General features: G+C 41.8%; 23 protein-coding genes and 1 riboswitch. Of the genes, 8 read left to right on the top strand and 15 right to left on the bottom strand.

From position 1 onward, the window contains the following. Nucleotides 1–19: 19 nt before the first annotated feature. From speD to FLM47_RS01065, 8 genes are all read right to left on the bottom strand, one after another. The gene (gene speD, locus FLM47_RS01100) at nucleotides 20–832 is read right to left on the bottom strand and encodes an adenosylmethionine decarboxylase (protein ID WP_010392088.1); all 813 of its coding nucleotides are present in this window, start codon (nucleotides 830–832) and stop codon (nucleotides 20–22) included. A gap of 87 nt (nucleotides 833–919) precedes the next feature. Further along, nucleotides 920–1,333 carry an OsmC family protein gene (locus tag FLM47_RS01095; protein ID WP_138606675.1) on the bottom strand — a complete coding sequence of 138 codons (414 nt, stop codon included), beginning with the start codon at nucleotides 1,331–1,333 and terminating at the stop codon, nucleotides 920–922. Between the two features lie 101 nt (nucleotides 1,334–1,434). After that, entirely contained in the window at nucleotides 1,435–1,773 is a 339-nt protein-coding gene (locus tag FLM47_RS01090; RefSeq protein ID WP_178954635.1) for a DUF3802 family protein, read from the bottom strand. A gap of 144 nt (nucleotides 1,774–1,917) precedes the next feature. Continuing rightward, nucleotides 1,918–3,387: a succinylglutamate-semialdehyde dehydrogenase gene (astD, locus tag FLM47_RS01085; RefSeq protein WP_178954633.1), complete on the bottom strand. Its 1,470-nt coding sequence runs from the start codon at nucleotides 3,385–3,387 to the stop codon at nucleotides 1,918–1,920. 15 nt (nucleotides 3,388–3,402) lie between these two features. Next, a complete protein-coding gene (gene astA / locus FLM47_RS01080) occupies nucleotides 3,403–4,419 on the bottom strand; it encodes an arginine N-succinyltransferase (protein ID WP_055012478.1) in 1,017 nt (338 codons plus the stop codon). Nucleotides 4,420–4,503: 84 nt separating this feature from the next. Continuing rightward, nucleotides 4,504–5,709, bottom strand: a complete 1,206-nt coding sequence (locus tag FLM47_RS01075) for an aspartate aminotransferase family protein (RefSeq protein ID WP_008108435.1) — start codon at nucleotides 5,707–5,709, stop codon at nucleotides 4,504–4,506. A gap of 370 nt (nucleotides 5,710–6,079) precedes the next feature. Beyond that, nucleotides 6,080–7,240 (bottom strand): HDOD domain-containing protein, encoded by a 1,161-nt coding sequence (locus FLM47_RS01070; RefSeq protein ID WP_109875693.1) that lies wholly within the window; start codon nucleotides 7,238–7,240, stop codon nucleotides 6,080–6,082. A gap of 47 nt (nucleotides 7,241–7,287) precedes the next feature. Beyond that, entirely contained in the window at nucleotides 7,288–7,869 is a 582-nt protein-coding gene (locus tag FLM47_RS01065) for an aminodeoxychorismate/anthranilate synthase component II (protein ID WP_010392074.1), read from the bottom strand. A 249-nt stretch (nucleotides 7,870–8,118) separates the two neighbouring features. Between FLM47_RS01065 and FLM47_RS01060 the strand changes: the two genes are divergently transcribed. From FLM47_RS01060 to glpD, 3 genes are all read left to right on the top strand, one after another. Then, a complete protein-coding gene (locus FLM47_RS01060) occupies nucleotides 8,119–8,361 on the top strand; it encodes a YdcH family protein (RefSeq protein WP_054202764.1) in 243 nt (80 codons plus the stop codon). Between the two features lie 168 nt (nucleotides 8,362–8,529). Next, nucleotides 8,530–10,035: a glycerol kinase GlpK gene (gene glpK, locus FLM47_RS01055; protein WP_178954631.1), complete on the top strand. Its 1,506-nt coding sequence runs from the start codon at nucleotides 8,530–8,532 to the stop codon at nucleotides 10,033–10,035. 14 nt (nucleotides 10,036–10,049) lie between these two features. Further along, nucleotides 10,050–11,552, top strand: coding sequence for a glycerol-3-phosphate dehydrogenase (glpD, locus tag FLM47_RS01050; RefSeq protein ID WP_178954629.1), 1,503 nt, complete (start codon nucleotides 10,050–10,052; stop codon nucleotides 11,550–11,552). A gap of 7 nt (nucleotides 11,553–11,559) precedes the next feature. Here the strand turns inward: glpD and FLM47_RS01045 are convergent, their stop codons facing one another. After that, complete coding sequence (locus tag FLM47_RS01045) at nucleotides 11,560–11,958, bottom strand: thioesterase family protein (RefSeq protein ID WP_055012471.1); 399 nt, start codon at nucleotides 11,956–11,958, stop codon at nucleotides 11,560–11,562. A gap of 30 nt (nucleotides 11,959–11,988) precedes the next feature. Between FLM47_RS01045 and FLM47_RS01040 the strand changes: the two genes are divergently transcribed. Beyond that, nucleotides 11,989–12,693, top strand: coding sequence for a 2OG-Fe(II) oxygenase (locus tag FLM47_RS01040; RefSeq protein WP_055012470.1), 705 nt, complete (start codon nucleotides 11,989–11,991; stop codon nucleotides 12,691–12,693). A gap of 71 nt (nucleotides 12,694–12,764) precedes the next feature. Here the strand turns inward: FLM47_RS01040 and FLM47_RS01035 are convergent, their stop codons facing one another. From FLM47_RS01035 to FLM47_RS01010, 6 genes are all read right to left on the bottom strand, one after another. Continuing rightward, complete coding sequence (locus tag FLM47_RS01035) at nucleotides 12,765–14,000, bottom strand: cysteine desulfurase-like protein (RefSeq protein WP_178954627.1); 1,236 nt, start codon at nucleotides 13,998–14,000, stop codon at nucleotides 12,765–12,767. Between the two features lie 10 nt (nucleotides 14,001–14,010). After that, on the bottom strand, nucleotides 14,011–14,643 hold the full coding sequence (locus FLM47_RS01030; protein ID WP_178954625.1) for a 2OG-Fe dioxygenase family protein: 633 nt from the start codon (nucleotides 14,641–14,643) through the stop codon (nucleotides 14,011–14,013). 199 nt (nucleotides 14,644–14,842) lie between these two features. Then, the gene (gene acnB / locus FLM47_RS01025; protein ID WP_178954623.1) at nucleotides 14,843–17,440 is read right to left on the bottom strand and encodes a bifunctional aconitate hydratase 2/2-methylisocitrate dehydratase; all 2,598 of its coding nucleotides are present in this window, start codon (nucleotides 17,438–17,440) and stop codon (nucleotides 14,843–14,845) included. Between the two features lie 252 nt (nucleotides 17,441–17,692). Continuing rightward, nucleotides 17,693–18,754, bottom strand: coding sequence for an OmpA family protein (locus tag FLM47_RS01020; protein WP_138606695.1), 1,062 nt, complete (start codon nucleotides 18,752–18,754; stop codon nucleotides 17,693–17,695). Nucleotides 18,755–19,075: 321 nt separating this feature from the next. After that, nucleotides 19,076–20,485 carry a YdiU family protein gene (locus FLM47_RS01015; protein WP_178954621.1) on the bottom strand — a complete coding sequence of 470 codons (1,410 nt, stop codon included), beginning with the start codon at nucleotides 20,483–20,485 and terminating at the stop codon, nucleotides 19,076–19,078. Nucleotides 20,486–20,493: 8 nt separating this feature from the next. Next, nucleotides 20,494–21,192 (bottom strand): DNA-3-methyladenine glycosylase I, encoded by a 699-nt coding sequence (locus tag FLM47_RS01010; RefSeq protein WP_178954620.1) that lies wholly within the window; start codon nucleotides 21,190–21,192, stop codon nucleotides 20,494–20,496. A 187-nt stretch (nucleotides 21,193–21,379) separates the two neighbouring features. Then, a riboswitch (Lysine riboswitch) is annotated at nucleotides 21,380–21,559 on the top strand. 127 nt (nucleotides 21,560–21,686) lie between these two features. On the opposite strand from FLM47_RS01010, the gene dapA reads away from it, so the two are divergent. From dapA to FLM47_RS00990, 4 genes are read left to right on the top strand one after another with little or no spacing between them, the layout of a single operon-like run. Beyond that, on the top strand, nucleotides 21,687–22,571 hold the full coding sequence (dapA, locus tag FLM47_RS01005; protein WP_178954618.1) for a 4-hydroxy-tetrahydrodipicolinate synthase: 885 nt from the start codon (nucleotides 21,687–21,689) through the stop codon (nucleotides 22,569–22,571). 15 nt (nucleotides 22,572–22,586) lie between these two features. Beyond that, the gene (locus FLM47_RS01000) at nucleotides 22,587–23,327 is read left to right on the top strand and encodes a 2,3,4,5-tetrahydropyridine-2,6-dicarboxylate N-succinyltransferase (RefSeq protein ID WP_178954616.1); all 741 of its coding nucleotides are present in this window, start codon (nucleotides 22,587–22,589) and stop codon (nucleotides 23,325–23,327) included. After that, nucleotides 23,327–24,532, top strand: a complete 1,206-nt coding sequence (locus tag FLM47_RS00995) for a PLP-dependent decarboxylase (RefSeq protein WP_178954614.1) — start codon at nucleotides 23,327–23,329, stop codon at nucleotides 24,530–24,532. The genes FLM47_RS01000 and FLM47_RS00995 overlap by 1 nt, the downstream gene beginning before the upstream one ends. A 5-nt stretch (nucleotides 24,533–24,537) precedes the next feature. Beyond that, nucleotides 24,538–25,659, top strand: a complete 1,122-nt coding sequence (locus tag FLM47_RS00990) for a succinylglutamate desuccinylase/aspartoacylase family protein (RefSeq protein ID WP_178954612.1) — start codon at nucleotides 24,538–24,540, stop codon at nucleotides 25,657–25,659. Nucleotides 25,660–25,752 lie beyond the last annotated feature (93 nt).

Below are 25,752 nucleotides of genomic sequence, written 5' to 3'. Positions count from 1 at the left end.
TTATTTAATCTAATTGCTATTATTCTGTATCTGGCAGGTTACGGCCATAGAATATTTCTTGCATTTCACGTGTTAGCTTTGAGCGAATCTCTTCTTCTTCGTCATCTGACAAATCATCAGTAGATAAACCAAATAAATACGTATTTAAATCGGTTTCTTTTAACATCATTTTGGTATGGAACAGGTTTTCTTGATACACGTTCACGTCCATCATTTGGTACGCTTCTTTGGTATCTTCTGTCATGAAGTTTTGAATCGAATTAATTGCATGATCAATGTAATGTTTAACGCCGTTTACATCACGGGTAAAACCACGTACGCGGTAATCAATCGTTACTACATCAGACTCAAGACTATGGATTAAGAAGTTTAACGCTTTAAGCGGCGAGATAATGCCACAGGTTGATACTTCAATATCCGCACGGAAAGTACAAATACCATCATCTGGGTGTGCTTCAGGGTATGTGTGAACACAAATGTGGCTTTTATCAAGGTGTGCAACCACTGAGTCAGGTAATGGCCCTGGTGCTTCGTCAGCATCATAGTTTTGCTGCTCTTCTACAGGCTCTTCTGAAACTAAAATAGTTACACTGGCACCTTGTGGCTCATAATCTTGACGTGCAACATTTAAAATATTGGCACCAATAATATCAACCACATCACCTAAAATGTCGGTTAGTCTATCTGCACTATACTGCTCATCGATATATTCTATATATTCTTTACGTTGTTGCTCTGTTTTTGCATAGCAAATATCGTAAATACTAAAGCTTAGGCTTTTAGTTAAATTATTAAAGCCATGAAGTTTAAGTTTATCGAAGGGTTTGTTCATATAAACCAACCTATAAATTAGTGAAATCTGCACCTGCAGAATGAAAAGTTCGCGGATTTTATACGAATTTCACTCACGGAAAAAGCGTTATTTTCCCTGATCTTCAACAACTTCATGGCTATGGGTAATTTCTACTGTTTTATCAAGCATTAATGCAACTGAGCAATACTTTTCGGCAGAAAGCGAAACCGCTCGCTCTAGGTGTTTTTCAGATACATTCTTACCAGTTACAACAAAGTGCAAATTAATTTTAGTGAACACGCGCGGGGCTGTTTCTGCTCGTTCAGCAGTTAATTGCACATCAACGGATGAGAAGTCTTGCTTGGTTTTTTTTAAAATACTTACCACATCAACCGATGAACAGCCACCGACAGACATAAGCACCATTTCCATTGGGCTTGGTGCTGCTCCGTCACTACCCGCATCAAATACCACATTATGATTACTATTAGAGCGGCCTATATAGGTATTACCTTCAACCCATTTTACATTTGCTTGCATTGTTTTATCTCATTAGTTTAATTTTGCATTCATTACACGCAGGCTCTCACGCGCATTTAAATTAAATAGCGAATAAAGCGTGGTTTTTAAAGGGGGAAATATTAATTAATAGCGTTATCAAATAAGTTTTTAACTAGTCCAGCAAACTCGTCAATAAAAGCATGCTGTTCTACTGTAACAGTGTGAGAGGTCACACTACTAAGCACTTCTTGTAAATCGTAAACAATGCCATCAACCTCGCGCACAATTTGACTGCGTTGCTCTGTAGAAAGGTCTGGGTGTTGTTGACAAATGCGTATGACATTTTCGGCAATTACATCTTCAATTAACTCAATAACGGTTGGCGCACCTGGCTTTATTTCACCTGCCTTTTCAAACAACGCTAAGTTCTGAGTTAGGTACATTATTAAATCATCGTACCCTTGCCTGTTTAAAACCATCGTTTATTTACCTCAAAAATACTGATTGCTTAATTTAAGCAGAAAGCACTGATAATTGCTAGCTTTGTGAGATTGCAATACAAAAAAAGCAGCCGAAGCTGCTTTTATACTAATTAAGTAGTACTTAACTAACGTTCAGAGTACTTAATCTATTTTTAAGCCTGGGCTTAATGTTGCTGGCATGGTTACTTTTTCAAGTTCCACAGAAGCAACAGGGTATGCACAGTAATCGGCAGCGTAATAAGCGCTCGCTCTATGATTACCTGAGGCACCAATACCACCAAACGGCGCAGCACTTGAGGCGCCTGTAATTGGACGGTTCCAGTTAACAATACCCGCACGAATACGACGTAAGAAATGATCGTAATCAGCTTGGTTATCACTTAATAAACCTGCTGATAAACCAAAGCTAGTGTCGTTTGCTTTATCAATTGCTTGGTCAAAGTCATCAAAGCGGAATACTTTTAAAAGTGGACCAAAATGCTCTTCATCTGGGAAGTCATTAATATTAGTACACTCAATAATACCTGGTGTAACAAAACCGGTGTTAGCTGTATGCTCAAGCTCAACTAACACGTCACCACCCATGGCTTTTAACTCGTCTTGCGCTTTAACCATACCAGCAGCAGCGGCCGCTGAGATCATTGAACCCATAAACGGTTGGTCAGCGTCGTCGTAGTTACCAACTTTAATTGCTTTAGTCGCTGTAATTAAGCGCGCTAAAATTTCATCGCCTTTAGCGCCTGTTGGTAAAAACAATTTACGCGCACAGGTACAACGTTGGCCGCTTGAGATAAACGCAGACTGCACAATATCATGCACTACAGCAAGAGTATCTTCTGCATCTTTAACGATTAGTGGATTATTACCACCCATTTCAAGCGCTAAAATTTTACCTGGTTGACCTGCGAACTGTTCATGTAAAATATGACCCGTACGTGAAGATCCAGTAAAGAATAAACCATCAATGCCTTTGTGTGACGCCAATGCTTTACCTGTTTCTACTTCACCTTGAACTAGGTTAATTACCCCAGCAGGTAAACCGGCTTTTTCCCATAGTTTAAGGGTTAGCTCAGCCACCATAGGTGTAAGTTCAGATGGTTTAAATACCACAGTATTACCGGCTAAAAGTGCAGGTACAATGTGGCCATTTGGTAAGTGCCCAGGGAAGTTGTAAGGACCAAATACAGCAACAACACCATGTGGCTTATGACGGATCATCGCACGACCTTGCGGCATAGCGTTTTCAACATCACCAGTACGCTCTAAAAATGCTTTTTCAGCAATGGCAATTTTACCTACCATGGCGCCCGCTTCAGTACGTGTTTCCCAAAGTGGTTTACCTGTTTCTTGTGCAATAGCAACCGCTAGATCTTCGCTGTGCTCTTTTAATGTTGCAGCAAAGGTTTTTACAATCTCTAAACGCTCGCTAAAGCTTTTATCAGCCCAACTGTAAAATGCTTCACGTGCTGATGCTACAGCGCTATCTACTTGCTCTGCGCTTGCAGCTGATGCCTGCCAAATAACGTCGTTATTTGCAGGATTAACTGAGTTAAATTCTGTGCCTTGGCCTTGCGACCATTGACCATTAATAAATTGTGCAGGATGAGTCATATACTTTCTCCTAAATTAAACTGGGGTAGCAGTAACAAAGTCGCCCGATTTTAAATGTAATGCATCAGCAAGTTCTTGCGTAAGCACAAGGCTGTTTGAACGTGAATCAAATGCCATAGGAACAACGGTTGCTCTAAAGTCTTCAAGCTTATCATTGGCTAGCAATACCATGGTATCACCTGTCATTTCGCCAATTTCAACACTAAAGTTTTGTGCATTACGTACAGTAGCAATGTTATCTACTTTTGCTTCAACGGTTGGGCCTGCATCAAAAATGTCGACGTAACCATTAAAAGTAAAGCCTTCACTTTTTAATAACTGAATAGCTGGGCGCGTATTATCGTGTACTTGACCAATAACCGCTTGCGCTTCTTTACTCAATAAGTTGACGTAAATTGGGTATTTAGGCATTAACTCAGCAATAAACACTTTTTGGCCAATTCCCGTCAGATAATCTGCGGTTGGAAAATCCATTGAGAAAAAGTGCTCTTCAAGCCACTGCCAAAACGGGCTACTGCCGTTTTCGTCAGATACGCCACGCATTTCTGCGATAACGGTTTGTGCAAAGCGTTGCTGGTGCTGTTTTATAAACATAAAGCGTGCTTTTGAAAGCAGCTTACCGTTACAATTTTTACGATAACCGTCTTTTAAAAACAGCGTACACAGCTCTGTAGCCCCAGTGTAGTCATTACAAAGGGTGAGAATATCTACCGCTTTATATACATCTAGCGTGCGCGAAGAGTGAATCACTTTACTCAAATGATAGTGATAAAATGCGTCATCTAAGCCAACTGCCGCTTCAATACCTGAAGTACCAACTACTTCACCAGTTTCAGTATCTTCAAGAACAAATAAGTACCCTTCATCACCAGGCTGTGACGTGGTTTTTGTAAATGAATTAACTGAATGTGCAATCTTCTTTTGTAATAACTCTTCATTATTAGGTAAAGAAGTAAAGCCATGTCCCGACTCGTCGGCAATGGTTACTAAAGCTGCATAATCACTTTTTTGGATTGGGCGAAGGATCATCATGAATCCGCTTACTCCCTTATATATAACGGTAAATAGGAACTGCAGGGCAAACAATGTTTGCCCTTAGAGAAGTTGAATTAGCGATTACGCGTTTACAACGTGGGCTACAGCTTTTTCAAAGCGTGCCATGCCTTCGCGAATATCAGCTTCTGGTATTACTAAAGATGGAGTGAAACGAACCACATCAGCACCCGCTACAAGTGACATTAAGCCATGCTCAGTACCGGCTACTAAAAACTCTTTAGCGCGCCCTTTGTACTGCTCATTAACTACGGCACCGATTAATAAACCTTGGCCACGAATTTCACTAAATACATGGTACTTTTCGTTAATCGCATTAAGTAGCTCGGTAAATAACGCCGCTTTTGCTTTAACGCCCGCTAATACTTCTGGGTTGTTCACTGTATCAAATGCAGCTTCTGCAACTGCACAGGCTAGTGGGTTACCGCCGTAAGTAGAACCATGGGTACCTACTTTAAGATGCTGTGCAATCTCAGTGGTTGTTAGCATAGCGCCAATTGGAAAACCACCACCAAGTGCTTTTGCTGAAGTTAAAATGTCAGGTACTACGTTTAAGCCTTGGTATGCGTATAGCTCACCCGTACGACCAACACCTGATTGCACTTCATCAAAAATTAGCAATGCATTGTGCTTAGTACATAAATCACGAACGCCTTGAGCAAATTCGTCAGTTGGCGAGATAATACCGCCTTCACCTTGAATTGGCTCCATCATTACCGCACAGGTATTATCGCTAATCAACGCTTCAAATGCGGCAAGGTCATTGTAGTCACAATGAACAATGTCGCCTGGCTTAGGGCCAAAACCGTCAGAGTAAGCCGCTTGACCGCCTACAGTAACCGTGAAGAAGGTACGACCATGGAAACCTTTATTAAAGGCGATAATTTGTGACTTTTCTGCACCAAATTTATCAAGCGCAAAACGACGCGCTAATTTAAGTGCCGCTTCGTTTGCTTCTGCGCCTGAGTTTGCAAAGTAAACTTTTTCTGCAAAAGTCGCATCAACCATTTTTTTAGCTAAGCGAAGCGCTGGCTCATTGGTCATTACATTTGATAAATGCCAAATTTTTTCGCCCTGCTCTTTTAATGCACCCACTAATGCAGGATGGCAGTGGCCAAGACAGTTAACGGCAATACCACCAGCAAAGTCGATAAACTCTCGTCCTTGTTGATCCCATACACGAGAGCCTTCGCCTCGAACTGGAATTACGCTTGAAGGTGCGTAGTTAGGAACCATTACGTGATCAAATAATTCGCGATTGACTGTCATTTTATTTCCTCTTAATTGTGTGCATCACAAAGCAGTAGAATAGGGGTGTGATTATTGTTAATAACCAAATGTGTCGGCAAAAAATAATAGCTATGTATTTGCCTGAAACTACGTTGTGGTTCAATTTTCAGGCGCTCATTATTTCAGAAATTTAGGGTTATGTCTCTTCAAAAACTTTCATGTACCCCTTTAAAATAAAGGGCTTAAGATATTATTTCATAGATAGTGAATAACTATTTGAGAGCTAGTAATGATGTGCATTTACCTTAGTCAGCGCCTCTACAACGAAAAAAGCATAGCGCTTATAAACCAACTGCACATGAATAAGTAGAATTAAAGTGAATGAATAGTCGCAAAAAAATTAACAGATTTAATCGATTTGAAGTGCCAAATTAGTAAAATTAGCTGTTTGTAAGGTCTCTAACTCTTTTTTTGTAAACTTATAATAGCTAAACCAGCTTTGTAATTCATCGTCTTCAATAAGCTGGTGCTCTTTTAAATTTAAGTACTGAGAGTAGCAGCGAGCTTTTAAAATTACTTGCGATAATGGCAATAAGCTATCACCTTTTTCTGTCCCATTCACTAACTGCTGCATAACAGTGTTAAAGGGTAAGTATTTAAATGACATGGTTTCAATCACCTTGGTGCTAACAAGCAGTGATTTTTCATTCAGCAATGTCGTTAAAAATAGCGGGTCAGGTTTTAACTCTAACAACGCAGTGTGTAGGTTTTTGTCACCTTCTTCACGAGCACGCTGTATTTTGCGTTGCCATACTTGCTCAAACACTTTTAAGTATAAGCGCACTAAGGCAATTTGCCCCACATTTAATAACATGCCTAAGGTAAATGCATGCATGGGATTTAACCCATTAAGCTGCGCTAGAGTTTGTGCCGCAATAGCACATGACATAGTGTTGTCTTTTAACCTGCGCTTTAATAGCGGAAATGGTGCGGTGCTGTTTGGCATCCAATGGCGCACTGCAAAAGTAGGCACTACCAGTTGCAGGTTGTCTAAGCCTAAATAACGTAATGCCAATGCTGGGGTATCTACTTTGACTGAGGTGCCTTTACTGCGTTGCTTACGATAAAAAGGTAAATTAACTAAGGTAACCAGCTCTCGTCCAAGCCAGTTTAAATCGTTAATTAGCGGCTCTAAACGACCGACCGATGCCGCGCGTGTTGCAAGAATATCAAGTATAGCGGGCACATTATCATCTATACCAACAGTGTCTTTGATGACTAAATCTATGTCTTCAAGACGTTTGGCCATCACGGTTTCAATAACCGTATGTAATTTTTGACTGGTTTTTGCCTGTAACTTTTGATGTGAAGTACTTTTTTGTTGACGCTTTTGCTGAGCGGCCACTTCAACTTCTAATAAGGTACGCTTTTTAACGGGTTTACCGTCATTGAGGTCTAAGGTATGAATAAAGCCTATTTGCTGATTAGCAAAACTATGACCCAGTAGCAAATCATGCGCTCGTTGGTGTAGCACGTTAACAATTCGCTGTTGCTGCAATGTATCGGTCATAAACTCTATCTTAAGGCAAAAAAGGAAAATAGCTTACAGGTATAAGCCTAGAAGCGCGTTAAAAAGTTATCAAGTAAGGCTAAGCCTTGCTCGGTCAAAATTGCTTCAGGGTGAAACTGCACGCCTTCAAGTGCGAGCTCATTATGCAACAATCCCATAATTTCATCACGCAGCCCAGTGTTGCTTTGTGTCCATGCTGTTACTTCTAGTTCTTTAGGCAATGAGTGCGCTTCAACAATTAAAGAATGGTAGCGGCACACTGTCAGCGGGTTGGGTAAACCTTTAAACATACCTTGATGCTGGTGATAAATTGGCGATGTTTTTCCATGCATAACCTGTTTAGCGCGCACCACCTTTCCACCTAGCACCTGAGCAATAGTTTGGTGCCCCAAACAAATACCTAATATAGGATAAGTTCCTTTAAATTGCTCTACAACAGATAACGATACTCCCGCTTCACTTGGGCTTTTAGGGCCTGGAGAAATCACAATATGATCGGGGTTTAACTGTTTAATTTCGCTCAGCGTTATTTGGTCGTTACGTTTTACCACCACTTCTTGATCTAATCGTTGAAAATACTGTACCAAATTGTAGGTAAACGAGTCGTAGTTATCGATCATTAAAAGCATGTATTAAAGTACTCAAAGTAATTAGGCGGATGGTTATTGCATGCATATTCTAACTGAAGGCTTTGCAGGTGTCAGTGTTTTGCAGCTCAGCTAATACAAATAGCTCGCTTACAATCAGCAATGGTTGATTTATTTTAAATCAGCCCAAGCTCTATTATATGAGTAATTCAGTAGTTACAAACTGTCTATCAGTAAAGTGACCTGCATTATCCAACAACGCATTAAATACGTATAAGCAAGGAGTAACCTATGTTAGGCGAAGACCATTCATTAACTAAAGACTTTCCTGATTACACGCAAACAATTGCAAAACTCAATGCAAATGATGAAAACTTTGCTACTAAAGCAAAACAATACAATGAAATCGATAAAGAAATTCGGGTACTTGAACTACAAGATTCACCTATCGATGACGAAGCTATGCAGCAGCTAAAGCACGACAGAATGGTATTAAAAGATTGGTTACATCAACAATTAACGAGTACTAATTAATCACTATTGCTTGGCGTCTATTAAATAATAGGCGCCATAATTTAATTATCATTTCCCTCTCCTACCCTCTGCTAATCTATAATTTTAACCATTATGGTGCAAAAGCATTGCTATTCGTTTAGCTTAAAGACAAGCTATCTTTATCTAAATTAAACAACGTTATTTTTTATGGCTAAATACTTACTCTCGATTGATCAAGGAACGACAAGCTCTCGGGCTATTTTATATAGCAAAGATGCACAGATGATAGGGAGTGCTCAACAAACCTTCCCTCAGCATTTTGTAAAAAATGGTTGGGTTGAACACAACCCTGTAGATATTTGGCAAACTGTATTAACCAGCGTCAAAAACCTCTTAGCGCAGCAACAAGTAACCGCCGCCGACATAATTGCCATCGGCATTGCTAATCAGCGAGAAACCACTTTAGTGTGGAATAAAAAAACTGGGCAACCTATTTATAACGCGATTGTATGGCAAGACCGACGCACTAGTGAATATTGCGATAGTTTACGTCATGCTGGGCATACAAAAATGGTGAATGATAAAACCGGTTTAGTACTCGACCCTTATTTTTCTGCAACCAAAGTTCGTTGGATTTTAGATAACGTCACTGGCGCTAAAGAGCAAGCACATGCAGGTGAACTAGCATTTGGCACGGTAGATACCTACTTATTGTGGCAATTAACCGACGGTAAAGTGCACAAAACCGATGCCACTAATGCCTCACGAACTTTACTGTTTAATATTCATCAGCAATGCTGGGATGAAGAATTACTGGCTTTATTTGATATCCCACTGGCTATGTTGCCTGAGGTAATGGACTCAGCGGCTGATTTTGGGATAACAAGCGGCGAGTTGTTCGGTAGTGAAATTCCTATTTGTGGTATTGCAGGCGATCAGCAAGCGGCTTTAATTGGTCAAGCCTGTTTTGAAGAAGGTATGGCAAAAAGCACCTACGGCACGGGCTGCTTTTTAATGCTTAACACTGGCGATAAAGCACTAAAATCAAATAATCGTTTATTAACCACTCTTGCATATCGGCTCAACGGCAAACCCACCTATGCGATTGAAGGCAGCATTTTTATGGCCGGTGCCACCATGCAGTGGATAGTAGAAGGCCTAAAGTTATTAGAAAACGCAGGTGAAAGTGAAGCCCTTGTCAAAGGTGTTCCCTTAGATCATGGGGTGTTTTTAGTGCCCTCGTTTACTGGCTTAGGAGCGCCCTATTGGGATGCAAATGCAAGAGGCGCTATTTTAGGCCTAACCCGAGATTCAGGCATTAGTACTATTGTGGCAGCTGCCTTACAGTCGGTGGGTTATCAAACCAAAGATTTACAAAAAGCCATGGAGGGTGACGGGCTTCGTCCTAGTATTTTAAGGGTTGATGGCGGCATGGCAAACAATAATTGGGCCATGGCATTTTTAGCTAACATTTTAGGCGCAAGCGTTGAACGCCCAACCTTAACCGAAACCACTTCATTGGGGGTTGCCTACTTAGCAGGGCTGCAAACTGGGGTGTATGAATCAACTGCGCAGCTTGCCAACATGTGGAAAAGCGATCGTCGCTTTGAACCAACCATGAGCAGTGAAGAGCGCAACGATTTATACGCAAAGTGGCTACATTGCATTGCACAAGTTAGACTTTCTAATAGTACTGACGACGAGAGTGACTAAACACAGGGAAATCTATGAGCGCACACGACAACGAATATGACTTACTCATTATTGGCGGTGGTATTAACGGCGCTGGCATTGCAGCCGATGCTAGTGGTCGTGGCTTAAAAGTACTCTTATGTGAGCAGAACGATTTAGCCTCTGCTACCTCTTCTAATAGCAGCAAACTTATTCATGGCGGGCTTCGCTATTTAGAGAATTATCAATTTAGATTGGTAAGAGAGGCCTTGCGTGAGCGTGAAGTACTGTTAAAAAAAGCACCGCATATTATGTGGCCACTGTCTTTTCGACTGCCGCACCAAGCACATTTGCGTTCGCCATGGATGATTCGCATGGGGTTATTTATTTATGACCATCTAGCCTGGCGTAATACTTTACCCCCTTCAAAGGCGATTGAGTTTAACAGCGATAGCGTACTTAACAGCAGCGTCACCCAAGGCTTTGAATACGCAGACTGCTGGGTTGATGACGCGCGCTTAGTGATTTTAAACGCACAAGCAGCGCATAATTTGGGCGCCACAATTGCAACACGCACGCGCTGTATTAAAGCCACCCGTAACGCAAACTATTGGAATGTAATTTTAGAGCAGCAAGCTAGCAAGCAACACCTAAATATTAAGGCTAAAAGTGTTGTAAATGCTGCAGGCCCTTGGGTCGCGTCATTATTTGAAGATGTATTTACCCAGCCCACACCACATACTGTTCGCCTTGTAAAAGGCAGTCACATTGTGGTGCCTCGAGTTCATAGCCAGCCGGTTGCCTATATTTTACAAAACGAGGATAACCGTATTGTATTTGTTATTCCTTATGAGCAAGATTACTCACTAATTGGCACCACTGATGAAGATTATTCCGGCGATATTGCTGATGTAAAAATTAGTGAGCAAGAAATCGAATACCTGATCAGTATTACTAATCATTACTTTAAAAAGCCAATAAGCAAAGCGGATATTGTGCACACGTTTAGTGGCGTGCGCCCGCTGTTAGATGACAAATCAACGGATGCCCAAGCGGTCACCCGCGATTACAAACTGATATTAAATAATGAAGCTGATCACGCCCCATTATTAAGCGTATTTGGTGGCAAAATTACCACCTATAGAAAGCTTGCAGAAAATGCCGTTAATAAATTAGCGCCCCTTTACCCAAAATTGAGTCGCTCGTGGACGAAAGACACCCCTTTACCAGGTGGCGACTTTAGTAACCAAGCATACCTTATCGCACAGTTAGAAAGCAGCTATTCTTGGCTGCCAATCGACACCTTAAAACGTATGGCTCGCAGCTATGGTACGCTTAGCTATCAATTATTGGGTAAAAGTCAAGCAATCGGCGATTTAGGTTATCACTTTGGCCATGGCTTATATGCAAAAGAAGTTGATTACTTAGTAAACCATGAATGGGCAAAAAGCAGCGCAGATATATTGTGGCGCAGAACTAAGCTCGGACTACGCTTTACTGAAAAACAAGTCATTGCTCTGGCGCAATATTTAACTAAACATCCTGCTTGCCACAACTAAACTGCGATTAACTCGTGGCAACAAGGTGCTGTGTTAATGCGGCTTTTTCATCAGCCGAAAGCGTTTGCTTTGTTTTGCTGGCAAAGTCGTATCGCACCATGACAGTTTTACCAATTGCACAGCACTTATCTTGCTGCCAGGCTTCTTGGCGGATCACAAATGAGCTATTACCAATCTGCTCTATGCTGGTGTTAATTGTCACCTCATGAGCATAAAATAGCTCGCCGACAAACGACACTTCAACCTTAGCAATAATTAACTTCCAATTGTGAGGATTAAGATCAGGGGTAAAAAATTTAAAAATAGGTACTCGGGCTGCTTCAAACCAAACTGGGAGTACGGTATTGTTGATGTGTCCGAGTGCATCCGTTTCGCTAAAGCGCGGCATCACTTTTTCAGTAAACATAATAATCCATAATAATTAAACAGGTAACTCATGACGGACTTTATCCGCGTGTATGACAACGCGCTCAGCAGTGACTTTTGTGATAACTTTATCACTACCTTTTCTCAAAGCCCGCATATTAAACAAGGGATGACATCGGGTGGCGTTGATCTTAATAAAAAAGATAGCCACGACCTGCACTTAAACAATCATCCTGAGTACGCAGAACAATTAAAACATATTCAACAAACCACTGCACAGTTTGTTTTTAAATACATTGAAGAACATATTTTTATGATGATTGGGGCATTTGGCTTAAAAGTGTATCACCCAAAAACAGGTCAGCCGGTAGATTTGACTCATGCCAATTATGACGAAGTAGGTAAACCACAACTTCCTTTATTGGTGCAGCAAATTTTTAGGCTCGGTAATATTCAAGCACAAAAATATGAGGTCAATAAAGGGGGCTACCCGTATTGGCATAGTGAGGTGTATCCGCAGTTACAACATAATGAAGCCCTGCATCGGGTATTGTTATTTATGTTTTATTTAAATGATGTTGAAGAAGGCGGAGAAACCGAGTTTTATTATCAAAATCGTAAAATAGCCCCTAAAAAAGGCAGTATGGTGGTTGCTCCAGGATATTTCACGCATACACATAGAGGCAATAAGCCAGTATCAAATGATAAGTATATTTTAACCTCATGGGTTTTGTTCAATCGAGCAGAGCAAATATATGGAACGCCGCAAAGCTAAGTAATCAGCCAATAAAAAAGCCATAAGTAATTTTTACTTATGGCTTTAAAAAACGCTTAACAAATAAGGGTTTAGCCTAGCAGCTCATCAAACAAATTAAATAGCGTGTCCATTTCTTCTAGGGTGTTGTAGTGCATGCAACCAATGCGCACTACGCCACCCTTATCAAGCACACCCAGTTGTTTGCATAAACCTTGGGCGTAGAAATTACCATCCCATACACATACATGTTGTTTACCCAAAAATTCAGACACTTGGCGAGGCTCTAACCCTTCAAAGGTCAGTGCAAACGTAGGAGTTCGCTCACTTAAACGTGCTAAGTCATCAATACCAAACAATTTAATACGCGGGTAATTAACCAGACGTGTTAAAAAGTATTCACTAAGCGCCATCTCGTGTTGTTTCGTTTTTTCAAACGCAACACGTAGTTTTTCACGGCGTGAGTGACTGTCATCAAGTTCGCTAATTGCCGCAATGTAATCAACACCCGCAATAAAGCCCGCTAGTGCTTCAAAACTTTGTGTGCCAGTTTCCCAGCGACCTGGAGCAACATCTTTTGCTGGCTCTACTTTATAAGGTGTAAACCCTTCTAAATGCGAAGCTTTACCGTATACCATACCTAAGTGCGGGCCAAAAAACTTATATGCAGAACACGCTAAAAAATCGCAATCTAATGCTTGCACATCGATTAGTTCATGAGGGGCATAATGCACAGCATCAACATACACCAATGCACCGACATTGTGAGCAAGCTCTATAATGCGTTTAATATCGTTAATAGAGCCTGTGGTATTTGATGCATACGTAACCGCAACTAATTTAGTGTTAGCGTTTAATAAGCTTTCAAAATGCGCCATATCTAAACTGCAATCAGCTTCGTTAATTAGCGCTGTGTTAACCACTGCACCTTTATCTTCAGCGGCTTGCTGCCAAGACGATACATTTGAAAAATGATCTGCATTGGTCACAATAATTTCATCGCCTGCTTGCCAACTGCGTGAAATCGCGCGGCTGAAGCTAAACGTAAGGCTGGTCATATTAGGGCCAAATACAATATTTTGTGCACTAGGGGCATTTAACAAATCAGCCGCCGCTTGACGCGCATTAGCCATCAGTTCAACCGTTTTGTCACTTGAGAAAAACGCACCGCCCAAGTTTGAATTATAATGCCCTAAATAAGCAGTCATGGCACTGAGTACCGGTTGTGGTACTTGTGAGCCACCTGGTCCATCTAAAAACACCGGTGACTTGCCATCAACCGTTTGCATTAAAGCGGGAAATTGCGCGCGCAATTGCATTAAATTCATTTTATTTCTCTTAAGCAGTTAGTACAAAACAATCCAGGTAACCTGGTTTATTGGCATCAATTTTGTTCATTGGCGTGGCGTTATGCCATACCTGACGATCATTAATTAGTGCAAACATGCCGTCTTTTATTTCCATTTTAAAACACGGTTCTGCTTGTTGGTTTTCATAAACCAATAGCTCACCGCCTTCTAAATTTTCATGAGAAACACCACATACGCATACATGGTCAAACCCGTCTTGATGCACACCTTCAGGGGCTGCTGGCGTGTCGCTATCAATCGCAAGCATTCTAAATTGGTGAATTTCAATATCACGATCTGCATCAATACCGGTAATCGCACAAAATTCGCTAACAATATTTTTCATACCCTCAGACTCAAGCAAGCTTTGCTCTAAATTTTCGTAAGTACGTTCAACATTACCTTGAAAGGTATTAATTGAATCGTCTTGCACAAACGCTTTAGTCGCTTGAAGGTTGAGCTCATCATTTTGTAGTTTAACTACTGAATAACGGCGTTTGCGAAACGCACCATCTGCATATGGGTTTGCAGGTAAGTTATCAAAAGAAGGCTTAACCAAATCAATGTTGGCTTGGTTAATAAAACGAAGTTGCAGTAAATTCTGGTTGTTTAATGCGGTCATAAAATCCTGCTTATAATAATGATAATATTGGCAGGGATTTTAATGCATATAGCGAGGATTTTTTGCTTTATTATCCAACTCAAAAGCAAATAATAATTAAATTTAATTCAATATAAGATTATTAAAGCATGAATAATCCAAATTAAATTTAAACGATAAAAAACCCGCCGAAGCGGGCTTTTCATTCAAACTCTATTAATTATACAGCTTGCTGAATAATTACGTTGTCTGCTTTTTTAGTGTACTGAGGCATACGGTGGAAGTTCAAGTAACGGTAGGTATCTGCTGCCGTTGCATTGATTTTCGCTGCATATTCTTGGTACTCAGCCGGAGTAGGTAATTTACCTAAAATTGCCGCTACTGCTGCCAGCTCTGCTGAAGCTAAGAACACATTTGCGCCTGTACCTAAACGGTTAGGGAAATTACGTGTTGAGGTAGACACAACAGTTGCTTTATCTGCAACACGTGCTTGGTTACCCATACACAGTGAACACCCAGGCGTTTCAATACGTGCTCCAACACGACCAAAGATACCGTAGTAACCTTCGTCCGTAAGCTGGTCTTTGTCCATCTTCGTTGGTGGTGCAACCCAAAGCTGTGTTGGGATACGACCTGTAAAACCATCGAGTAATTTACCCGCGGCGCGGAAGTGACCAATGTTAGTCATACAAGAACCGATGAATACCTCATCAATTTTCTCGCCTGTTACGTCAGATAGTAAACGCGCATCATCAGGGTCATTTGGCGCACACAGTACTGGCTCTTTAATGTCAGCTAAGTCGATTTCAAGCACATGCTTGTACTCTGCATCTTTGTCCGCTTCCATTAGTTCTGGGTTAGCTAGCCATTCTTGCATTGCTGTAATGCGGCGCTCAATCGTACGAACATCGCCGTAACCCTCAGAAATCATCCACTTAAGCATAACAATGTTAGACTCAAGGTATTCGCTGATCGACTCTTTAGAAAGCTTAACAGTACAACCTGCTGCTGAGCGCTCTGCTGATGCATCTGATAGTTCAAATGCTTGCTCAACAGTTAAGTGCTCAACTCCTTCAATTTCTAGTATACGACCAGAGAACTCGTTGATTTTACCTTTCTTCTCAACCGTTAATAGCCCTTCTTTAATACCGTAGTAAGGGATGGCATGAACGAGGTCACGCAACGTGATACCAGGCTGCATTTCACCTTTAAAACGAACCAAAATCGATTCAGGCATATCAAGTGGCATAACACCTGTTGCTGCTGCAAATGCGACCGCACCTGAACCCGCTGGGAATGAAATACCTAATGGGAAACGCGTATGTGAATCACCACCGGTACCTACGGTGTCTGGTAATAACATACGGTTCAACCATGAGTGAATTACACCATCACCAGGACGAAGCGATACACCGCCACGGTTCATGATGAAATCAGGAAGTGTATGATGCGTATTTACGTCAATTGGTTTAGGGTAAGCCGATGTATGACAGAAAGACTGCATGGTTAAATCTGCAGAGAAGCCTAAACAGGCTAAGTCTTTAAGCTCATCACGTGTCATAGGACCGGTGGTATCTTGCGAGCCAACCGTAGTCATTTTTGGTTCACAGTATTGGCCTGGGCGAATACCGGCAACATTACATGCTTTACCCACCATTTTTTGCGCAAGCGTAAAGCCTTTATCTGACACTTCAGTAACTGCTGGTACTTTAAATACGTCAGTTGCACCTAAACCCAGTGATGTACGTGCTTTGTCTGTAAGACCGCGACCAATGATCAGTGGAATACGACCACCAGCACGAACCTCATCAAGAATGACGTCTGATTTAAGTGTGAACGTAGAGATCACGTCATCAGTACCGTGACGTTTAACAACCCCTTCATAAGGGTAAATGTCGATTTGGTCACCCATGTTGAATTCATCAACATTTAATTCGATTGGTAATGCACCCGAGTCTTCCATTGTATTAAAGAAAATAGGCGCAATCTTATTACCTAAACAGACACCACCTACGCGCTTATTTGGTACAAATGGGATATCAACACCCATAAACCAAAGCACAGAGTTAGTTGCTGATTTACGTGAAGATCCCGTACCAACAACATCACCTACGTAAGCAAGTGGTAAGCCTTTAGTTTTTAATTCTTCGAGCTGGGTAACTGGACCTACTTCACCGTTTTTATCAGGGTTAATGCCATCACGTTCTGTTTTAAGCATCGCTAGTGCGTGAAGTGGAATATCAGGACGTGACCATGCATCTGGGGCTGGCGATAAGTCATCAGTGTTTGTCTCACCAGTGACTTTAAATACAGTAACCGAGATCTTTTCAGCAACAGCTGGCTTATTAGTAAACCATTCTGCGGCAGCCCAAGACTCAATGATTTGTTTGGCGTATGTATTACCTGCTTTTGCTTTTTCTTCTACATCGTAAAACGCATCAAACATTAATAATGTGTTTGAAAGGCCCTTAACTACGATTGGCGCTAACGCTTCGTCATCAAGTAGGTCAACCATTGGCGCGATATTGTAGCCACCAAGCATAGTACCTAGCAATTCAGCTGCTTTTTCTTTAGAGATAAGTGGAGAAACGGCTTCACCTTTAGCAACAGCCGCTAAAAAACCAGCTTTAATATAGGCTGCATCATCAACACCCGGCGGTACACGATTGATTAGTAGTTCTAGTACGAACTCTTCTTCACCTGCAGGTGGGGTTTTAATTAGCTCAATAAGATCAGCCGTTTGCTGAGCATCTAATGGCGCTGGTACGATACCTAACGCGGCACGTTCTTCTACGTGTTTACGATATTCTTGTAGCACAGTATTGCCCTCTTGGTGACGTGAAAGTATTCGGAAGTGTTTATAAAACAAACCATAACCCAATACTTATAGTATTCTAACGCTCGATTATAAAGCTTTTATGCATAGATTAAAATCCATCCACTTAGGCAGCTAGTTATACCGATTATTAATAATATGAATAGTGGATTTCATAAAATCAACTTTCATGAATACTTATTAACAGCCATAAAAAAACCCAGCCTAAGCTGGGTTATTTGTAAAGTAGTAGTACTATTTACGTTTAACTTTTACGCGCTCAACGGTTGATATATGCGCTTCAACACGGCGATTTTCTGCGTGTGCTTCTGCCGTATTCGCTTTATTTACAAGACGCTCCTCACCATAACCTATTGTACTGATACGCTCTCTTGAAATACCATCTTTTACTAACTCATCGGCAACATCGTCGGCACGCTTTTGAGAAAGCTTTTTATTGTAGCCAGCATCACCCACTGCTGAAGCATGACCCTCAAGTAGTACAGTTGTATCTGTATACTCTTTCATGAATTTTGATACCGCAGCTATATCATCAAAATATCTTTGTTTAACAATGGCTGAGTCATGTGGGAAAGTGACTAATAGCTTAGTAGTTACTTTAGACTCTTCGTATAAAGTGCACCCGTCACTATCAACTGCATCTGTTACTGGTGTGTTGGCGCATTTGTCATTAGCATCAATCACGCCGTCGTTGTCACTATCTAGAGGAGCAACTACTGCAGCTTCAACTACAGGCTCAGGAGCAGGTTCAACTGGTGCTACTGGTGCTGATTTCTGGCCAAAGAAGTAGTTAATACCTAACTTTGCGCCAACATCTGTGTAGCCTTTATCTAAACCTTGGTAAACACTGGTTTCAGCATTTACAAAGAAGTTGTCTGTAACAAAGTGTCGGTAACCTACACCTGCATTTACAAACGTGTTGTCATCAACAACATCAATATCTTTCAAACCGAATAAACCGTAAAAAGGACCGCCGCCAAAGTGGTAAAGCGCATCAATACCGTAACGTTCGCCGTCAATATCGTTGCGGTTGTTAAGTACTTTATCATGTGCATTGAAGTCTAGGTCTGCGTATTCTAAACGCGCGCTCCAGTAATCATTAAAGCGGTAACCTAATTCAGCACCCCAACCTGTTGACTCATTAACGTCAAGGCCAGCTTGATCACGCATGTTTTTCCACGAAGCATCGTAGTAGTCACCGAACGCACCGATGTAAAAACCTTCTTGTTCGGCAGCAAAAGTTGATGCGCTAGTTGCAGCTAACGCAATGGCAATTGTAAGTGATTTCAATTTCATTGTTTTCTTCCCATTTTAACAACTAAAAATGTAGCTAAGCATTGCTAGCCCTTCTAACTTACCTATACAGTAACTGAGCCTTTGTTAATCAATACTTAACGCAAATATATTTTTCCAATATCTAGGATAATAAAACTAGCCCATAAAAAATGTTACTGAACAAAGACTAGTTCAAAAAGCAAACAATCGCTTTAAACCCCATACGATCACTGGCCTTTATAGGTATCATGGTATCACCCGCTCATAGTTTGCTCTATGAATGAACATCGCCGTGGTAAAAAATGACCTTTTATATTCATTTTCAAATGCAAAAAGCAACACTTAAGTACCACAAAAAGTACGATAATTCTTATCATCTTCGGGCGGCGTTTGAAACTCTGTAGCTTGCATATTGCTTGTGTAAGGGCTCGACATCACTTTGCTAAAACGACTGAGTAGCTCACTATCCCCATGCGTAGTGTACTGAGAAATAATCTCTTCAATAATATGATTACGAGGAATCACACCCGGATTGGCTTGTCGCATCACTTGATAGCTGTGCTCATTAGTTCGTGTTTGCCATTTCTGCGCCCAAGAGGCGAGTACTGATGGTATTTCAGCTTGCCCATTTAACGACTCAGTTAACGCATTAAAAGTATTGGTATAATCAAGCTGGTATTCTTTTAATAACCCTAGCAACTCTCCCACCAGCTCATTATCTTTAGCATCAGCTATTGTTAGCCCTAACTTTTGTGCCCACATAGCGCTAAATTGCTGATTAAATTGGGTCGAAAAGTCTGCAATGATAGGTGTCAGCCTTGCTACGGCTTGCTCATCGTCGTCACTTATTAGTGCCATTAGACTCTCTGCTAAGCGAGCACAGTTCCAACTCGCCATGTTTGGCTGATTACCAAATGCGTAACGCCCTTGCTTATCAATAGAGCTAAACACGGTATCAAAATCAAACTGGTTCATCATGGCACATGGACCGTAATCTATGGTTTCACCACTAATTAAGGTGTTGTCGGTATTCATTACCCCATGAATAAACCCCACCCTCATCCAACTTACGATTAAGTTAACTTGATTGGTTATCACTGCGGCTAAAAAATCCAAGTATCGCTGGGCGCCAGTGCTGTTAATTTCAGGGTAATGTCTTTGAATGGCTAAATCGGCTAAGTTTTTTAGACTGGTCAAATCGCCTTGGGTAGCTAAATATTGAAATGAGCCTACTCGAATATGGCTACTCGCGAGTCGCGTTACAATAGCGCCAGGTTGAGGTGGGTTACGATAAACAGTTTCACCACTACCAACCACGGCTAAACAACGCGTTGTTGGAATGCCAAGCGCATGCATTGCTTCGCTCATTACGTACTCGCGAATGGCGGGACCTAATGCACAGCGCCCATCTCCACCACGCGAGAATGGCGTAGCGCCAGCGCCTTTTAATTGCACATCCCAAAGCTGGTTTTTATCATCACTAATCGCGCCAAGTAAATGCGCTCGGCCGTCTCCTAAGCGTGGAGAAAAATGACCAAACTGATGACCCGAATACCCTAATGCAACTGCAGAAACTGCTTGAGGTTCATTTCCACTGAATATATTTGCCCGAGAATCGGCATTCACTTGTATATTAAATTGTTCGGCTAAGGGCTCATTCCATAACAATAACTGTGGCGCTGTCACCTTGGCTGGATGATCGCTAATTGCAAACCCCTCACCAATGTCGGTATACCTTGGCACTAATTTCATGTTTAATCCTATTGTTTTTGGCTGATACCTACGCGATTGTCGCCGACACCATAAGCGACAATTAAGCTTAGCTCTTGCATGCTTAAGCCGCTTTGCTGCTGCAGTTCATTAAAGAATGCCTGCGCCGCACTTAGTGACTTTTTAGTTTGCAATCCACCATCTATAATTTTATGTGCACGCAAATAGCTTTCTACGTCTCTTGAAAGTAAAAAAGTATCTTTTCCTAAGGCGCGCAGCGCATAAGGGCCGGTATTACCACCCAGCCTCGCACCATGCTTTTTTAAATACGCCCACAAGCCAATAATATCTTCACTTGGCCAGTTAGCAATAAACTCACTAAAGCTGCCGTGTTGCTCTGCAACTTCGTGGATCATATACGCATTATCAGTAATGGTTTTTACTTTTTTATAATTGCGCACAATCCGTTCGTCACTGGCTTTTTGTTCTAAAATGTCTGGTGGCATCATCAATAATTTTTCAACACTGAAATCCCAGAAAACCTCTCTAAATCCGGCCCACTTACTGTTGATCACCGACCAATAAAAACCACTTTGAAAAACTTTCCGAGTAAATTCTTCTAGCCAATCATCATCACTTAATGTGACGAGTTGCTTTGTTGATAAAGGTTTTGAGAGTAACAATTTAAGCATTTTTTCAGAGCCCTTTCGCTCCACTGCACGCTTATAAATATCGCTAAATTTTTCCATCTGCTTAATACCTTACTTCGACCATGAAACTAGTTTACGAGAAAAGCAGCCAATACGTAACCGTTGCTATTATCGATGAACTATTCTGTATTTAGTCACTTGACACCTAGACGGCTAAAGTGGTTTAATCGCCACACTTACCCTATTACATTGTATTTGTTGATTGATTTTTCAATAGCAAGTGCAAAGGGCTGGAAGAGGTGCGTTATTCAGGTAGCGTATGTTAGGAGCGCAAACTCCATTGAGCATACGTGAGGGGAATTAACGCCGAGAGGTAACACTTTTTTGTGAAAGGTTACTTCGGGCGACTAGGTTGAATCCTAGCGACTGTCACCAATAACATATTTGGTGGAGAGCTTCTGGTCTTAGTATAATAAGGCCGTGCGCCCTATTATTTAAGCCCATTCGCTCTTCGAATTATAAATACATTCAAAGAGTCAGGCACCCTAAATACCCGCCAATAACTCGACGAATGCCCTATAAGTTCGTGAGAGATGATCAACAACTTCAATATTAACAATTTCCATTTATGGACTGCGCTGATCACCCCATTTGATCAAAATGGCCTAGTTGATTACGCAACCTTAGACACCTTGGTGGCCGAACAAGAAGCCGCTAACAACGGCATTTTATTACTTGGTAGCACTGGCGAAGGGTTAGCCCTGACCCTAAAAGAGCAGCAAGCCATCGTAGAGCATGTCTGCCAATTAGAGCCGAGCGTCCCGCTTATGGTCGCAGTCGGTGGTAGTAACTTAAAGCAGCAGCTTGAATGGGTTAACTACTGCAACCAACTGCCTATTCATGGTTTTTTACTTGGCTCGCCTTTGTACGCCAAACCCGGTGCAGTGGGGCAAACCCATTGGTTTGAAAGCCTGCTCAATGCCAGTTCTCATCCTTGTATGCTTTATAACGTACCAGGACGTAGTGCGGTTAGCATTCCCATTGCAACCATTGAAAACCTCAAACAACATAAAAATTTATGGGCACTCAAAGAAGCCAGTGGCTGTATTTCTCAATTTGAAGCCTATCGACAAGCAGCGCCTGAACTAGCCATTTTTAGTGGTGACGATGCCCTCATGCCTTATTTTGCCCAAGCAGGTGCAAAAGGTTTAGTGTCGGTTGCAGCCAATGCATGGCCAGTGCAAACCCATGAGTTTGTAAAGCGCAGTTTAAGCGGCCAACATCCTAATCTTTTTGTCCAATGGTCTAGCGCTATCAATAGTTTATTTTCAGTAGCAAACCCTATCCCAGTCAAAGTGTTAATGCATTTACAAGGGCGTATTAGCAGTCCGCATTTACGTCCACCTTTAACACACCTTGAGCTGACACACACAGATGACATTTCATCGGCAAACAACACCATTTTATCTTGGCATTAAATACAGGTTTTTATAATGAGCTGGTTAGAACTATTAAATAATTTAGAAACGGGCGCAGTTCGCGCAGCAACACAAGACGAAAACGGCCAATGGCACGCTAACGTAGAAGTAAAGCAAGGCATTTTAGAGGCATTTAAAAACGGCACTAACATGGAGTTTCCTGGTGGCTTTGTAGATAAACATAATCTAGCGCCGCAATGCTTTGAAGCCACAGCAGGCGTTCGCATGGTGCCAGGTGGTTCAAGTGTGCGCCGTGGTGCACATATTGCCAAAGGCACTATTATTATGCCACCTGCGTACGTAAATATTGGCGCCTTTATTGACGAGGGCACTATGGTAGATAGCCACGCATTGGTTGGCTCATGTGCGCAAGTGGGTAAAAATGTTCATTTGAGCGCCGCGGTACAATTAGGCGGGGTACTTGAGCCCATTGGCGCAAGCCCTGTGGTCATAGAAGACGATGCATTCATTGGTGCAGGCTGTGTGATTGTTGAAGGCGTGGTAGTTAAAAAAGGCGCGGTACTAGCCCCAGGTGTTCGCTTATCTGCAACCATCCCTGTTTATGACTGCGTTAATGAGCGTCAGCTTGATAAAGGCGAAGCAATCCCTGAATACGCGATTGTGATCCCAGGCTCTCGCCCTGCGTCAAACGACTGGGCGCGTGCTCAAGGCTTGAGTATGTCGTGTGCCTTAATTGTTAAATACCGGGACGAGCAAAGTGACGCGTCATTATTGCTTGAAGAGGTTTTACGTTAATGACCTTTTTGAGCACGCCCGTTAAAAGCGCTATTGATGAGCTTTCGAGTAAACTCGATACTCCATTTTTTGTCTACGACCTCGACTCACTAGATGCGCACCTTGCGCACTTAGTGGCGCAAACCGAAGTAAAGCTTTGGTATGCGGTTAAAGCCAATCCCCTATCTAAAGTGATACAAAGTTTAGATAACGCTGGTTTTAACTTTGATGTTGCAAGTAAAGGCGAACTTGAGCAAGTACTTGCCCAAGGAATTAACAGCGAGCGCGTGCTCAACACGGGCCCTGCTAAAAGCCCAAAACAAATTAAACATTTTATTGCACGTGGCGTACGCACCTTTGTGGCAGAAAGTCTTAATCAGGTGCGTTGGTTAAACGAACAAGCCAATGCCCAGCAGTGCCAGTTGCAAGTATTACTGCGTGTTCAATTACGCTGGCCCGAGGGTGATAAAAACCCACTTGGTGGTGATAGCCTTACTCCATTTGGCTTAGGGTGCGATGAATGGCAATCGCTAAATACTAAAGACTACACAGCATTGAGCTTTGATGGCCTACATATTTTTCAGTGGGGTAACATGCTCAGCAGCGACAAACTTGCAGATCTGTGGTCGCAAATGATTACACCACTTACAGTCCTTGCTAATAACTTAAATATAAATCTGAATATTTTAGATTTAGGTGGCGGTTTAGGTATTCCTTACACCCTTAATGACCCGACTTTAAGCTGGGATGCATTAATAGCAGCCCTTGCAAAGATTAAACGCGATGCGGGTGTTAAAGAGCTGTGGATGGAACTAGGTCGCTATGCTGTAGGCGAATGCGGCCACTACGCCACACCGGTGGTTGAGCGCAAATTAAACTACGGCCAACAGCAGGTAATTATGAGCGGCGGTATTAATCACTTATTGCGCCCTGCGGTTACTAATCAAGACTTTCCTGCGCGTTTATTACGTGATTCAAACGCAGCAAACCAAGCAATGAGCCTATATGGGCCATTATGTACCGCGCTGGATTGCTTAGGGGAGCACCAATTACCGGGCGATTTAGATGAACACGACTGGCTGGTGTTTAGTCAATGCGGTGCTTATGGTTTTACCGAAAGTATGCCGTACTTTTTGTGCCATGAACTGGCCGGTGAATATGTTATACACCATGGCGAAATCAACTGTATTCGCCAAGCAGAAGATGCAAGCCACTACTTGAGGTAATAAAAATGAATAACACCACAGCTATAAGCCAGGAAAATATTGTAGTTGGTGAAGTGGCAAATGGCCTACCACTGACTATTTCTGTCTATCGTTTAAAGGGCGATGGCACAGGCCCAAGTGTGTATATACAAGCTAATATGCATGGCGCCGAAGTACAAGGTAACGCGGTTATTTATCAGCTACTTGAACAGCTAAAAAACCTTAATTTAAAAGGTGACATTACCTTAGTTCCCTACGCTAACCCCATTGGCTGTAATCAAAAATCGGGCGAATTTACGCTTGGCCGATTCGATCCTATTACGGGGACTAATTGGAATCGTATGTATCACTGTAATAATCAGCTTGCATCACAGTTTGCAAAGCAATACTGCGACGCTGACGATACAGCTCTAAAAACAGCATTTAAAACCGCGTTAATTAATGATGTTGAGCAGCAACTTAATGGCCCAGACTATCGTTTAACAACCGGTAAACGCATAGCGCTAAACTTACAAAGACTAGCGCATCAGGCTGATATTGTTTTAGATTTACACACTGGCCCTATTTCTAGTCAGCACTTATATTGTCCTGAATATGCCACAGAAAGTGCCCGTTACTTTAATATTCCCCATGTGCTAGTGATCCCTAATGACTTTGATGGGGCAATGGATGAAGCGAGCTTTTGTCCATGGTGGCAACTTAGCGAGCAACTTGCTCAGCAAGGCCGAAATTTTAACGTACAAGTTGAAGCCTTTACGGTAGAGCTAGGAAGCCAAGAAAAAATAGATTTAAGCGCTGCACTAGACGATGCCAATAGTATTTTAAGTTATTTAAATCATAAGAAAGTATTTGTTGATGCCTCCTACAAGCCAAAGGTGATGACAAGGTATGGCTGCCAACTAAATGATTATATTGCTTACTATGCACCTATGGGTGGCATGGTTGAATACTTAGCCCCTCTTGGTGGGCACATTAAAGCGGGCGAACCTATAGCTAAAATACTGCGAATGGAACGCTACCTAAGCGAACAACCACTGCAAACATTAAGCTTTGATCTTGATGCGATTGCGATATTGCATTTTGCCTCAGCTAGTGTGAACCAAGGCACTGAGCTTTATAAGTTTTTTACAAACGTTTTTGAGCTTTAGCTCACCCCTTCTCATTGCGTGAGAGTCTAACTAGCAAGCTATTAGCTAGTTATCCAGTAAAAGCGACTTAGGTCGCTTTTCTTTTTGCTTTAT

The organism is Pseudoalteromonas sp. Scap06 (assembly GCF_013394165.1).
In the GTDB taxonomy this organism is placed as follows: domain Bacteria; phylum Pseudomonadota; class Gammaproteobacteria; order Enterobacterales; family Alteromonadaceae; genus Pseudoalteromonas.
Note: the sequence above shows the minus strand (reverse complement) of the source record. Positions and strands in the feature narration are given on the sequence as shown.